Origin of the sequence: Aeromonas sp. FDAARGOS 1402, from assembly GCF_019046925.1 — a bacterium.
Classification (GTDB): domain Bacteria; phylum Pseudomonadota; class Gammaproteobacteria; order Enterobacterales; family Aeromonadaceae; genus Aeromonas; species Aeromonas caviae.
The window spans coordinates 3879629-3892398 of the sequence record NZ_CP077201.1 but is presented as its reverse complement, the minus strand read 5'-3'; the positions used below and the strand labels follow the sequence as shown (position 1 = coordinate 3892398).

At 63.5% G+C, this 12770-nt stretch carries 12 protein-coding genes and 3 pseudogenes; 6 read left to right on the top strand and 9 right to left on the bottom strand.

Features of this window, described 5'->3' with window-relative positions:
- Positions 1 to 137 precede the first annotated feature (137 nt).
- Both I6L32_RS18320 and I6L32_RS18315 read left to right on the top strand, forming a co-directional pair.
- Positions 138 to 1874, top strand: coding sequence for an ABC transporter transmembrane domain-containing protein (locus tag I6L32_RS18320; protein ID WP_041215080.1), 1737 nt, complete (start codon positions 138 to 140; stop codon positions 1872 to 1874).
- Positions 1875 to 1983: 109 nt separating this feature from the next.
- Positions 1984 to 3735: an ABC transporter transmembrane domain-containing protein gene (locus tag I6L32_RS18315; RefSeq protein WP_216944308.1), complete on the top strand. Its 1752-nt coding sequence runs from the start codon at positions 1984 to 1986 to the stop codon at positions 3733 to 3735.
- Between the two features lie 54 nt (positions 3736 to 3789).
- Here I6L32_RS18315 and I6L32_RS18310 read toward each other — a convergent pair whose 3' ends face one another.
- Positions 3790 to 4971, bottom strand: a complete 1182-nt coding sequence (locus I6L32_RS18310; protein WP_216944307.1) for a hypothetical protein — start codon at positions 4969 to 4971, stop codon at positions 3790 to 3792.
- Between the two features lie 428 nt (positions 4972 to 5399).
- Here I6L32_RS18310 and I6L32_RS18305 point away from each other — a divergent pair, with 428 nt between their 5' ends.
- Positions 5400 to 5873 carry a DUF4442 domain-containing protein gene (locus I6L32_RS18305; RefSeq protein ID WP_010674883.1) on the top strand — a complete coding sequence of 158 codons (474 nt, stop codon included), beginning with the start codon at positions 5400 to 5402 and terminating at the stop codon, positions 5871 to 5873.
- A gap of 38 nt (positions 5874 to 5911) precedes the next feature.
- On the opposite strand, the pseudogene I6L32_RS23190 reads toward I6L32_RS18305, so the two are convergent.
- From I6L32_RS23190 to I6L32_RS18275, 7 genes and pseudogenes are all read right to left on the bottom strand, one after another.
- Positions 5912 to 5986 (bottom strand): annotated as a pseudogene (locus I6L32_RS23190) (ribosome-associated protein); the annotation flags it as partial.
- 30 nt (positions 5987 to 6016) lie between these two features.
- Positions 6017 to 6097 (bottom strand): annotated as a pseudogene (locus tag I6L32_RS18300) (ribosome-associated protein); the annotation flags it as partial.
- 36 nt (positions 6098 to 6133) lie between these two features.
- A pseudogene (locus I6L32_RS18295) lies at positions 6134 to 6208 on the bottom strand (ribosome-associated protein); the annotation flags it as partial.
- A gap of 36 nt (positions 6209 to 6244) precedes the next feature.
- Positions 6245 to 6478, bottom strand: coding sequence for a ribosome-associated protein YbcJ (ybcJ, locus tag I6L32_RS18290; RefSeq protein ID WP_010674882.1), 234 nt, complete (start codon positions 6476 to 6478; stop codon positions 6245 to 6247).
- Positions 6479 to 6643: 165 nt separating this feature from the next.
- A complete protein-coding gene (locus tag I6L32_RS18285) occupies positions 6644 to 7048 on the bottom strand; it encodes a MaoC family dehydratase (protein WP_216944306.1) in 405 nt (134 codons plus the stop codon).
- Complete coding sequence (locus tag I6L32_RS18280) at positions 7045 to 8832, bottom strand: class I poly(R)-hydroxyalkanoic acid synthase (protein ID WP_216944305.1); 1788 nt, start codon at positions 8830 to 8832, stop codon at positions 7045 to 7047. Before I6L32_RS18280 ends, I6L32_RS18285 begins: the two co-directional genes overlap by 4 nt.
- Before the next feature lie 95 nt (positions 8833 to 8927).
- Complete coding sequence (locus tag I6L32_RS18275) at positions 8928 to 9278, bottom strand: phasin family protein (protein WP_039040883.1); 351 nt, start codon at positions 9276 to 9278, stop codon at positions 8928 to 8930.
- 303 nt (positions 9279 to 9581) lie between these two features.
- Here I6L32_RS18275 and I6L32_RS18270 point away from each other — a divergent pair, with 303 nt between their 5' ends.
- From I6L32_RS18270 to pdxY, 3 genes are all read left to right on the top strand, one after another.
- Entirely contained in the window at positions 9582 to 10145 is a 564-nt protein-coding gene (locus I6L32_RS18270) for a hypothetical protein (RefSeq protein ID WP_010674879.1), read from the top strand.
- A 77-nt stretch (positions 10146 to 10222) separates the two neighbouring features.
- Entirely contained in the window at positions 10223 to 10978 is a 756-nt protein-coding gene (locus I6L32_RS18265; RefSeq protein WP_216944304.1) for a DUF429 domain-containing protein, read from the top strand.
- Between the two features lie 491 nt (positions 10979 to 11469).
- On the top strand, positions 11470 to 12333 hold the full coding sequence (gene pdxY / locus I6L32_RS18260; RefSeq protein ID WP_216944303.1) for a pyridoxal kinase PdxY: 864 nt from the start codon (positions 11470 to 11472) through the stop codon (positions 12331 to 12333).
- A gap of 40 nt (positions 12334 to 12373) precedes the next feature.
- Here pdxY and I6L32_RS18255 read toward each other — a convergent pair whose 3' ends face one another.
- A complete protein-coding gene (locus I6L32_RS18255) occupies positions 12374 to 12682 on the bottom strand; it encodes an antibiotic biosynthesis monooxygenase (RefSeq protein ID WP_053288429.1) in 309 nt (102 codons plus the stop codon).
- Positions 12683 to 12770: the final 88 nt, after the last annotated feature.

Below are 12770 nucleotides of genomic sequence, written 5' to 3'. Positions count from 1 at the left end.
GAGGGGAAGATAGCAATCGTTCTCAAGTCACCCGCTTCAGGCTATGATGACCCACTCGTTCGCCCCCGCCAGGGGGCGATTGTATTGAGCTTCTCTTCACGATCACGCGGCAGCGCGCCGCGACCAAGGACTTCTCTGTGAGCGTATTTTTGCGGCTTGGCTGGTTTTTCAAGGATCAGTGGCGGCGTTATCTGGTGGCCATCTCCCTGCTGATGCTGGTGGCCCTGTTGACCGTGATCCCTCCCAAGGTGGTGGGCTGGGTGGTGGATGGCATCGCCAAGGGTGACCTGGACAGCGGCACCCTGACCGGCTATCTGGCGGGGCTTTTTGGCCTGGGACTGCTTATCTACCTGCTGCGCTATGTGTGGCGGGTCATGCTGTTCGGTGCCTCCTACCGGCTCGCCTACGTGCTGCGCAACCGGCTGTTCAGCCACTTCACCCGCATGAGCCCGGATTTCTACCAGCGCCACCGCACCGGTGATCTGATGGCCCACGCCACCAACGACATCCAGGCGGTCGAGATGACCGCAGGGGAAGGGGTGCTGACCCTGGTGGACTCCTTCATCGTCGGCATCCTGGTGCTCTCCATCATGTGCAGCCAGTACTCCTGGCAGCTGACCCTGCTCTCCCTGTTGCCCCTGCCGGTGATGGCCTTCTTCATGAACCGCTTCGGGACCCAGATCTACAAGGAGTTCAAGGCGGCTCAGGGGGCCTTCTCCCGCCTCAACAACAAGACCCAGGAGGCCCTCTCCGGGGTGCGGGTGCTCAAATCCTACGCGGTCGAATCCCTGGAGGACGAGGGCTTTGCCGAGCTGACCCGTCAGGCGGGGGAGCGCAACATGGCGGTGGCCCGCATCGACGCCAAGTTCGACCCCGTGATTTACCTGTGCATCGGCTGCTCCTATTTTCTGGCGGTCGCAGGGGGCAGCGCCCTGGTGCTGCAAGACAAGCTGACTCTGGGGGAGCTCACCAGCTTCACCATGTACCTCGGCCAGCTCATCTGGCCCATGTTCGCCATCGCCTGGCTGTTCAACATCATCGAGCGGGGCAGCGCCGCCTACTCGCGCATCGAAAGCCTGCTGGGGGAGCGCAGCGACATCGAGGAGCCGGCCCATCCCGTGGCGCTGGCCTCGGCCTTTCCCCTGCGGGTGCAGGGGCTGGGCTACCGGCTGGAGCAGCGCACCCTGTTGCAGGGGGTGGATGTCACCCTGCAGGCTGGCGCCATGCTGGGGATAGTGGGACGCACCGGGGCAGGCAAGAGCTCCCTGCTCAAGCTGCTGATGCGCCTGGCCAACCCCACGGCCGGGGAGATCCGCATGGGAGAGGTGCCCATCTCGCAACTGTCGCTGGGTGAGCTGCGCAGCCAGTTTGCCTATGTGCCCCAGGAGCCGTTTCTGTTCTCCACCACCATCGCGGCCAACATCGCCCTGGGCCGCCCCGAGGCGAGTCGGGAGGAGATTGAGCGGGTGGCGCGCATCGCCTGCGTGCACGACGACATCAGTCGCTTCCCCAAAGGGTATGAAACCGAGGTGGGGGAGAAGGGGGTGACCCTCTCCGGCGGTCAGAAGCAGCGTCTGGCCATCGCCCGCGCCCTGCTGCTGGATGCCCCTATCCTGGTGCTGGATGACGCCCTCTCGGCGGTGGATGCCCATACAGAGCAGCAGATCCTGCTGGCCCTCAAGGTCCACAAACGCACCCTGGTGCTGGTGAGCCACCGCATGACGGCGGTGGAGCAGGCGGACGAGATCCTGGTGCTGGAGCAGGGAGCGATCAGCGAGCGGGGCCGTCACGAGGCCCTGATGGCCAGGAACGGCTGGTACGCGGACATGGTCCGCTACCAGCGCCTGGAGCAGGACGTGGAGGAGAGCCTGTGAACAGGATGACAAGACCCCTGGTTTCCTTCACCCCCCGCCCGACTCCCGCGAGCGGAGAGGGGAGCAAAGAGAGTCAATTCCCGTGGAACCTTGCGCTGGAGGCAAGTCTGTGAATCCAACCATCAAACGGCTGCTCGCCTACTGCGCCAGCTACCCCCGCTGGCTGGTGCAGGCGGGCATCTGCCTGCTGCTCGCCACCGGCGCCGAGGTGGCGGGCCCCTTGCTCATCAAGCTCTTCATCGATGACTACCTGGCGCCGCGCCGGCTGGAGTGGGGCATCATTGCCGCCCTTGCCGCCGGTTATCTGGGGTTGCAGGTGTTGTCGGCGGCCGGCTTCTACCTGCAATCCCTGCGCTTCAACCGCATCGCCCAGGCGGTGGTGCAGCGTCTGCGCGAGCAGGTGTTCGCCACCGCCATCCGCCTGCCTGCCCGCTATTTCGACAAGCACCGCTCGGGCTCCCTCATCTCCCGCATCACCAACGACACCGAGGCGATCATGAACCTCTATGTCCAGGTGATAGGGCTCCTGGTGCAAAAAGTGGTGCTCCTGTGCGGCATCCTGCTCTCCATGGCGCTGTTGGACTTGCGCCTGATGCTGGTGTGCGCCACCCTGCTGCCGGCGGTGGGGGCCGTGATGTGGCTCTATCAGAAACTGAGCGTGCCCGTGGTGCGGGCGACCCGATCCTTGCTCTCCGACATCAACAGCCGCCTCAACGAGTCGTTGCAGGGGATGCCGGTGATCCAGGCCATGGTGCAGGAGCGCCACTTCGCCAACGCCTTTGCCGGGGTGAACCAGCAGCACTGGCAGGCGCGGATCAAGAGCCTCAAGATCAACGGCATCCTGCTGCGCCCCCTCATCGATCTCTTCTACATGATGGTGCTCATCGGTCTGCTGGCCCTGTTTGCCCACGAGGGGCTGAGCACGGCGGGGGCCATCCAGGTGGGGGTGCTTTACGCCTTTATCAGCTATCTGGGGCGGATGATCGAGCCCCTCATCGAGATGACCAACCAGCTCAACCAGTTGCAGCAGGCCATGGTGGCGGGGGAGCGGGTGTTCACCCTGCTCGATGAAACCCGCGAGAGCACCGACGGGGAGGTGCGCCCCCTGAAGGGACGGGTACGCTTCGACGGGGTGGGCTTCTCCTACGACGGGGAGCAGCAGGTGCTGCAAGATGTGAGCTTTGCCACCCGGCCGGGCCAGATGCTGGCGCTGGTGGGCCACACCGGTAGCGGCAAGTCCACCATCATCAGCCTGCTGATGGGTTTCTACCCCCTGGATCGGGGGAGCATCCACTTCGATGATCACCCCATGAACGGCCTGGCCCTCTCGGCGGTGCGCCGCAGCATCGGCCTGGTGCAGCAGGATCCTTTCATCTTCGTCGGCACCCTGGCCGAGAACCTGCGCCTTGGGCGTGACGGCATCGAGGATAGCCGGCTCTGGCAGGCTCTGGAGGAGGTGCAGCTGGCCGATTTCGTGCGCCGCCTGCCCGATGGCCTGGCCACCCTGATGGAGGAGGGGGGCAAGAACCTCTCCGCCGGCCAGCGCCAGCTGCTCTCCTTTGCCCGCGCCCTGGTGGGGGATCCGCGCATCCTCATCCTGGACGAGGCGACCGCGAGCGTGGACTCCCAGACCGAGCTCGCCCTCTCCCAGGCGCTCTCGGCGGCGCGCCGTGGCCGCACCACCATCGCCATCGCCCACCGTCTCTCCACCATTGTGGATGCCGATGAAATCCTGTTGCTCTCCCGCGGGTGGGTGAGCGAGCGCGGCACCCACGGCGAGCTGATGGCGCTGGGGGGGCATTATGCCCAGCTGTTCGAGATGCAGAGCCAGGGGGCCTGGCTTGAAGAGAAACGGGCCTGAGGCCCACCTAAAAAAACAGCCGGCATCTGCCGGCTGTTTTTTTGACTGGCGGGGTTACACCGTGACCTTGCTGCGGCTGACCAGCTTGGGCTCCAGGGGCGGGAAGTCATCGTTGAAGAAGGTATCCGCTTCTTCAATTTGTGCCTTGCGCTGCTTCTGGATGAAGCTGTCGAAGTCGCGCTTGATCTCGGGATCCTTGAGCGCCTCGTAGTCGAACACGTTGGCGGCATAGAGGTAGTTGAAGTAGATGTCGACGAACTCGGCGCTGGCACAGGCGGAGGTGAACTTGCTGTTCTGGCGGTCGAAGTTGACGCGGTACTGCTTGATCTTCGGCACATAGACCAGCTCGTTGCCCACCTTGAACACTTCCACCGTGACCCCCACCGTGATGGTCTTGTAGAAGTCCTTGTTGTTCTCCACCCCGAAGCGGATGGCATCCCCCTGCTTTTGCAGGAACTTGTTGAAGCTGGCCAGCGCCGTGGTGCCCTGGCTCACCACCACGTCCATGATGAAGTTGATGAAGTCGGTGGCGATGCTGAGCCCCTTGATGTGGCGGCTGTAGCTCTGCTGATCGATCTTGCTCGGCCCCATCAGAGGGATCTTGGAGAGGGCCCTGGCCCAGAGATCCGCGTCCGTCTTGTACTGCTCGCCATAGGCTTCGGCGTAACGGTTGATGTAGGCGGTGACCACGGAGGTGATGGCGATGAGGTAGGCCTTCTGTTCCGCCAGCTTGGCCATGACGGCGGGATCGTCCAGCAGCTCGTTGGCCACGATGAACTCCACCAGGCCGTCCTTGTCGGCATAGGGATCAGCGCCCACTGCCCGGACGGTGTCGGGCAGATTGACGTCGTTGAAGAAGGCCTCGGCCTCGGCGAACTGATCATGGTTGCTCAGGCGGTTGGCCGGTGCCTCGCGCACCAGCTGGCAGAGCACCAGCTCGGCCTCGTAGTCCGACTCGCGCCACAGGGGGGCCTGCAACTGGTTGCCGAAGGTCTTCTTGTAGGCGAGGTTGAAGTCAAACAGCACCGAACTGCAGCCGCAATCCATGGCGAAGTCGACGGTGTAGCTCAGCGGCCCGGTGGGCAGGGGCTTGCTCATCTTCCCCTTGGCGCTGAGGTTGGCATAGCACTTGAGGTACTCCCGGCCAAACAGCTCGTAGGCACGGTTGTTGTTGAAGTTGAGCTGGAAAGTACCGGCGCTCTCGCCCCCGTTGAACAACTGTTGCACGTGACTCATCTCTCTATCCTTATGGTGAGATTGGTAGACGGGTTGACCCGGTGCCGAGTGGCTACTTCCGGGCCAGCAACAGCCTAGCGAGGGAGTGGGGGTTTGGTTACTGCGAATAATCCCAGTGGCGGGGGCGGGATCCTGGGCTAGCCCCCTGACGGGGAGTATTTCTCGTTGTGTTTCATTCGGATATGGCTGTCATGGTCCCGTCATCCGGGGCGGGACCTTGAAAAAATCCGGAAAAAGGGGAAAGAGAGGGGCGACCCGGGGTCAGGAAAGGTCGGTTTTATCATTTGCCAGGCAAATAGAACCTGCCATTGCATGAATTTTGCAAATACCCTTTGGGGGCCCGCTCACAGGGATGGCACGGGAGGCTTGTCTATCGGGAAGCAGGCTGGCAACATTTGCGTCACATTCACTCATCGGATCAGTTTGCAATGGACCTGCAACGCCTCAAAGCCAACCTCGCCCTGCGTCTGTTCGCCTGGCGCTACATTCCCGTCATTGGTTTTTGTGCCCCCGTCATCGAGCAGATGGACGCCAGGGCGCTGCGCATCCGCATTCCGCTGGGCTGGCGTACCCGCAACCACCTGGGCAGCATGTATTTCGGGGCGCTCGCCACCGGCGCCGACCTGGTGGGAGGGCTCCTGGTCATGGAGAAGGGGCGGGCGCGGCGCAAGAAGGTGCATTTTGCCTTCAAGGATGTGCAGGGAGAGTTTTTGAAGCGCCCGGAGGGGGACGTGCAGTTTGATTGCGCGGCGGGGGAGCTTATCGATGCCATGATCGACGAGTCCCTGGCGAGCGGCCAGCGCATCAACCGTCCCATCCAGGTGGTAGCCACCTGCCCGTCGCGCAACGGCGACGAGGCCATGGCCCGCTTCGTGCTGACCCTCTCCATCAAGGCCAGCTGAAGGCCAGAGGGCGCTTGGCGCCCTTGTTCAAGCCGGGATCAGAGGATCTCGGGGCTGCTCCCTTCCTTCACGACCACCTTCATGCCGTTGAAGTTGACCATCCGCTCGGCCACTGTGCTGGGAAGCGCTTGCGTGGCAGGGCGTCAGGAGCAGAGGATCTCGGGGCTGACGCCTTCTTTCACGACCACCTTCATGCCGTTGAAGTTGACCACCTGCTCGGCCACTGTGCTGGGTAGCGCTTGCGTGGCAGGGCGTCAGGATCAGAGGATCTCGGGGCTGACGCCTTCCTTCACGACTACCTTCATACCGTTGAAGTTGACCACCTGCTCGGCCACTGTGCTGGGTAGCGCTTGCGTGGCAGGGCGTCAGGATCAGAGGATCTCGGGGCTGACGCCTTCCTTCACCACGACCTTCATGCCGTTGAAGTTGACCACCTGCTCGGCGACTATCTTGCAGCGTTTGCGGGTCTCGACCTGACCGTCCACTTCCACCAGGCCCTCGGCGACCAGCGCCTTGGCGGCACCGCCACAATCGGCCCAACCCTGATGCTTGATCAGGTCACACAAGGCAACGAAGGGGTGACCTTCGAGCAGAAACGTCTCCATGGGAAATCCTCTAGCTGGATGAATGGCTGAAACAGCGGGGGCTCATTCTAGGCAGTTAGGCGGGGCAGGGAAAGGGCCCGGGCCGAATTGCCCCGAAAAAGGGGCGAGCACAGGCAAAAAAACCAGCCCGACCGGGCTGGTTGTGTCTCTGGGGGCCACTGGCGCTCAAGGGAGTTTCACCACCGCTTCCCCCGTCACGGCGAGGGCGCCGCCCTGGGTGAAGATGCGGGTGGCCAGGGTGGCGATGGGCTTGTCGCTTCGAAAGGCAATCACCTCCACCTCCGCCGTTACCTCGTCCCCCACGAACACCGGGAGCGTGAAGGAGAGGCTCTGGTCCAGGTAGATGCTCCCTTTCCCGGGCAGTTGCTGCCCGAGCAGCCCGGAGAAGAGGCTCGCCAGCAGCATGCCGTGGACGATGGGGCGCTCGAACACCGTCGTGGCGGCGAAGTCCGGGTCCAGGTGCAGGGGATTGAAATCCTCCGAGAGGCCAGCGAAGGCCGCCACCTCGGCCGGGCCGAAGCGCTTGGTCAGGCTGGCTTTCATGCCCACGGCAAAGGGTTGTGTACTCATGCGGGTTCCTCTTCTTGCTTCCTGACGCCGGCAAACACCGGATTGAGCCGTACCTTGACGTAGCTGCCGGGGGCCGCCTCCAACCCCTCGGCAGGCTGCCGGGCAGGGACGGGCTCTGCCTCGTCACGGTCTTTGATAAAGCGCATAATCTCGGGCCACCAGGAGCCGCCCTGGTGGGTCGCCCCCGCCAGCCACTGCGCCGGGCTGTCCGCCTCGGCCTCGCTCTGCCAGAAGCCGTACTTGTTGGCATCCGGTGGATTGATGATGCCGGCGATGTGCCCGGATTCGGCCAGAATGAAGCGCCGCTCGCCCCCGAACAGCGCCATGCCCTGCCAGGTCCCCTGCCAGAGGGCGATGTGATCGTCCACGGCGGACACCAGCAGCACCGGGGTCTTCACCTTGGCGAGCTCGATGCGGGTGTGGCGGATCCGAAGTTCCCCCTTCACCAGCTGGTTTTCCAGGTAGAGTCGGCGCAGCAGGCTGTTGTGGGTCTTGCCCGCCACGTTGGTGCTGTCGCTGTTCCAGTGCAGCAGATCGAACGCCACCGGGCTCTGGCCCTTGAGGTAGCTGTCGATGTAGTAGTTCCAGTAGAGGCTGTTCTCCCGTAGCAGACTGAAGGAGACCGCCAGCTGGCGCCCGTCCATGATGCCCCTGGCCTCGTTCTGCGCCTCCAGCGCCGCGATGATGGGCTCGTGGATGAAGATGCCAAGCTCCCCGGGCTGGGAGAAGTCCAGCAGGGTGGTGAACAAGGTGGCGCTGCGCACCCGCTGCTTCTGGCGCCGCGCCGCCAGCCAGCCCATGGCGAGTGACAATGCGGTGCCACCGATGCAGTAGCCGATGCCGTGCACCTCCCGCTCGCCGGTGGCCGCCTCCACGGCGTCCAGGGCGGCGATGACCCCGTCCACCACGTAGTCGTCGAGATCGACCTGCCCCTGTGCCACCCCCGGGTTGCGCCAGGAGATCATGAAGACCGTCTGTCCCTGGGCGACCAGCCAGGCCACCAGGGAGTTCTGGGGGCGCATGTCCATGATGTAGTACTTGTTGATGAAGGGGGGCACGACCAGCACCGGGGTCTTGCCCACCGTCGCCGTGGTCGGGCTGTACTGGATGAGCTCAAAGAGCTCGGTGCGCAGCACTACCCGGCCCGGGGTGGTCGCCAGATCCCGGCCGAGCTCGAAGGCGGACTCGTCGGTCAGGCGGATGTTGAGGTGATCGGCGCTGCGCTCCAGATCTTCGGCCAGGAGCGCGAGGCCGCGCACCAGATTCTGGCCGTCGGACTCCAGGGTGAGCTTGAGCAGCTCCGGGTTGGTGGCCAGGAAGTTGCTGGGAGCCATGGCGTTGACGTACTGGCGGGTGAAAAAGCGCAGTCGCTCCCGGCTCTTCTCGGGCACGCCCTCCAGGGCATCTACCGCCGCCAGCAGGTGTCTTGCGGTCAGCAGATAGGATTGCTTGAGGTAGTCATAAAGGGGTTGCTCGCTCCAGGCGTCGGCCTTGAAGCGGCGATCGCTGCGATCCGGGGTGATCACCGGCTCGCTCGGCTGGCCTGCACTCTTGAGCAGGGTGTGCTGCATCAGCTTGAGCTGATCCTGCCACCAGTTCATCTGGGACTGGATCAGCTGCCAGGGCTGCTGGCTGCCCTGCTCCAGCACCTTGCCCAGATCGTCCAGACTGGTCTGCAGCAGGGCCTGGGCGGTGCGCTCTGTCTGGGCTCTGGCCATGGCCAGCAGCTTGTCGTTGTAGTGGGCCAGGGCCTCGAACAGCGGGCCGTAAGATGATTGGCTCATGTGTTCTCCTTCACCCACACCCGGGGCGGGCACTTGCCCGTTCTGTCGAGTCGTGGGGAGATGTGGCTGCCCGCAAGACGGGCAGCCAGGGGTTATCAGGCCTTGCCCGTGCTCTTCTTGATGCCATCTGCGGTCAGGGCATCCAGCTCTTCCTTGAACTGCTGGCCGAGGGCGCTGAGCTTCTGGATGTCATCCAGCATCTGGCGGGAGAGCTGGCTGGCGCTCTCCAGCTGCACGGTGCCGAGGGCCGCCAGGCTCTGGGCATCCTGCACCTTGCCGACGGCCTGCAACTGGTTGAGCCCCAGTTCGGCGTAGGCATTGGCGGACGCCAGTTGCAACCGGGTCAGCTGTTCGATGTTGCTGGCCAGCAGCTGGTTGTAGCGGGTGAGGGGGGCGGCAAAGCCTTGCATCTGCTCGGTAAAGCTCTTGATCACGTCCATATTCATCATGGGTCTCCGGTTCGGCAGAACACTGTTTTTGCGGGTCAATCGACCCTTCTTGCGGGTACAGCACGTCATCCCTGTGTTACGTGTTGTTTGCTCTGTTCAAACACACGTTTGAGCATTCTGCAACCAATCCACCTTTGGTGTAAATGACATAAATGTTAGTTTCTGTTTGAATTTTCCAATCCGCCGAGAGAGCCATCCCCGGATTCAGACGAGAGGTGACGCAGGGAAAGGGCCGAGACCTCGTCCCCTGGCGCCTGCGCTGGTACCCTTGAGCCACACCCTCTTCACAAGGAATCCCCGATGAAACCGTTCGCCCTGCTGCTCGGCTGTGGTGCCCTGACCCTCGCCGGTGTCGCCCAGGCCAGCACGCCGGTCCAGATCTCCCTGCCCGGTGTCAACCTGCCCTCGTCCAATCAGGTGGAAGGAGCACGGGCTTCCTTCCTCTACGGCCGCACCGGCCAGGTAAAGGGGATCGATCTGCCGGTGTTCGCCCTCTCCGATGTGGATCAGTTCACCGGCCTGCAGCTTGGTGTGTTCTTTGGCGCGAGCCGGGTGCGCCACCAGTTTGGCGGGGTCGCCATCAACGCCGTCAACTGGCACGAAGGGCAGGATACCGGCCTCAATCTGGGCTTCGTCAACCTGACCAACAATGTGAAGGGGCTCAACTGGGGGGCGGTCAACATCGCCCAGGGCAATGCCCTGGCCAACGTCGGCTTCGTCAACTATGCCGAACGCACCACCTTCCAGCTGGGGTTCGTCAATGCCACCAAGCACCTGGACGGCTTGCAGATTGGCCTGGCCAACTACGCCGAGAACGGCATCTTCCCCATTCTGCCCCTGATCAACTTCAAGAAATCCTTCTAGGGGCCAACTTGCCCTTGCTTTAGGAGGGGCAGCCATTACCCTGTGCTCCATCAAGGCTGCACAGAGGTAACAGGGGCATGACAACGGAACACATGGACGCCATCGGCATCGGCTGGGATGTGAGGGGTTGGCAGGGCAATGCCCAGGCGGTGGCGGTGGTGGGTTGGCAGGCCCGGGAGTCCCGTCTGCACTGGCTCGGGATCTCCCCCCTGTTTCGGCTGAGCTCCCGGGTCACGCCGGATCTGGATGCCCTGCTGCGCCCGGCCCTGCAAGACGAGGTGGCGCTGATGCAGGTGCTGGCCTGCCCGCGCCTTGCTCTCGGCATCGATGCGCCCCTGGCCTTTCCCCGCGCCCTCGCCGATCTGCTGGCGGGGCGGGGGAGCGGCTTTCCCGTGCCCCAGCGGGAGATTGACAACCCTTACGCCTACCGGGATTGCGAGCGCTGGCTCCATCAGCATTATGGCAAGAAGCCCCTCTCCGCCACCTTCGACAGGCTCGGCAACAACGCCACCCTGGCCCTCTCCATGCTGCCGCGTCTCGGGGATCTGCAACTGGTGCCAAAACAGGCGAGGGCTGCCGGGCGCGCGGTGCTGGAGGTCTATCCCGCCCTGGCCAAAATGGGGGGCAAAGCCTCTGCGGTGCGGCCCGAGCTGCAACCCCACCTGCCGGCGTCCCTCATCCCTGGAACGGATCCCTATGATGCCGCGCTCTGCGCCCTGATGGCCCTGCAATATGCGGCCGAAGGGGCCGTCACCTCGCTGCCTGCCCTGGTGGACCTGCCGGAGGAGATGGCACCGGACGAAGGCTGGGTCTACCACTTCGCCCGGGATTGAGACGCCCAAGGGCACCGCGCTCCCTCTGATGACTGCTGGCGACTTGCTGTCGCCACTTCGTATGGCTTGCCGTTGCCACGGTGTCAGGCAAGGGCAGGCCGCGTTCGTCCTTGTGATCTTCCGACGTCCCCTTGACCCTTGCCCTTGTTGCCTTATTTTGCGACTGCCGACTGCCGACTGCCGACTGCCGACTGCCGACTGCCGACTGGCGCCTTTTCATCGGACCTCATCCTTGATCCCGACTGTTCATGGTTGATTGAAAAACCACCTTGTATGCCATCAGACAAGAGGCGTACAAATACATTTATCACCCCGCAGCCGCGGGCAGATGGCTCCAGGGTTGTGCAGAAACAGGGTAGCGGCGGTCAAATATGCGGCAGGTTAGGCCTGCAGAAGCATAAATAGGGAGTCAGGGCGTTAATTGCTGGAAGAGCCGTCTCTTCATCCGATATATTGCCTCTTTTCCTCAGGTTTCTTGTGCGGTGGTGTCGATGAAACGCATTCTCTCTATCCAGTCCCACGTGGTGTTTGGCTGTGCCGGCAACAGCGCCGCCGTGTTCCCCATGCGCCGTCTCGGCATGGAGGTGTGGCCCATCAATACGGTGCAGTTCTCCAACCACACCCAGTACGAGGCGGGTTGGCAGGGAATGGCAATGCCGGCGGGCCACATTGCCGCCCTGTGCCAGGGGCTTTGCAATATCGAGGTGCTGGCGCGCTGCGATGCGGTGCTGAGCGGCTATCTGGGCTCGGCGGAGCAGGGGGACGAGATCCTGGCGGTGGTGGCGGCGGTGAAACGAGCCAATCCGGCGGCCCTCTATTTCTGCGATCCCGTGATGGGGCATCCGGAGAAGGGGTGTATCGTCGCCCCGGGCGTCACCCGCTTTCTCACCGAGCAGGCCCTGCCGGTGGCGGACATCATGGCCCCCAATCTGCTGGAGCTGGAGACCCTGTGCGATGTCCATCTGACAACCCTGGCCCAGACCCGGGTCGCCGCACACCAGTTGCTGGAGAAGGGGGTGAAGATGGTGCTGGTCAAGCACCTGGGTCGCGCCGCCAGCGTCCCCGGCCGCTTCGAGATGCTGCTTGCCACCCCCGAGGGAGACTATCTGATCGCCCGTCCCCTTTACGATTTCGCGCGCCAACCGGTGGGCGTGGGGGATCTCATCAGCGCCCTGATGCTGGCCAACCTGCAGGCGGGGTATGAGGGGGTGAGTGCCTTCGAGCGCACCAACGCCGCGGTGGATGCGGTGCTGAGACAGACCTGGGAGGCGAATGCCTACGAGCTGCAGCTCATCGCGGCCCAGAGCGCCTTTGCCGATCCGCAGATTGCCCACAGGGCCGAGCGACTGGCCTGACGCCATTGATCAGCCCGTGACGGGACGAGCTGATCAAGGTTCAGCTTGCGGCGCTGATCGGTGTTGCATCCTGAAAATGTTCGACCCTGGGGAAGGGGTCGTAGAAGTGGTGCAGCAGGGCCTTCCACTCCTGGTACTGGGGTGAGCCCCTGAACCCCCGGGTGTGATCTTCCAGCCGCGCCCACTGCACCAGCAGCAGGTAGTGATGGGGATCGTCCAGGGCACGCTGCAACTGGTGGCCCAGGTAGCCGGGCATGGCGCTGATGATGTGCTGGGCCCGGGCGAAGGCCTGCTCGAAGTCAGTGGCCTTGCCGGGAATGATCTGCAGATGGGCGACTTCCAATATCATGATGGCTCCTTGCCGATGAGTCTGATTGAACCAAAAACCTATGTGCGCCGAGCCTTGGAGGGGGCAAGATCGGCACGCTGTCCGGTCT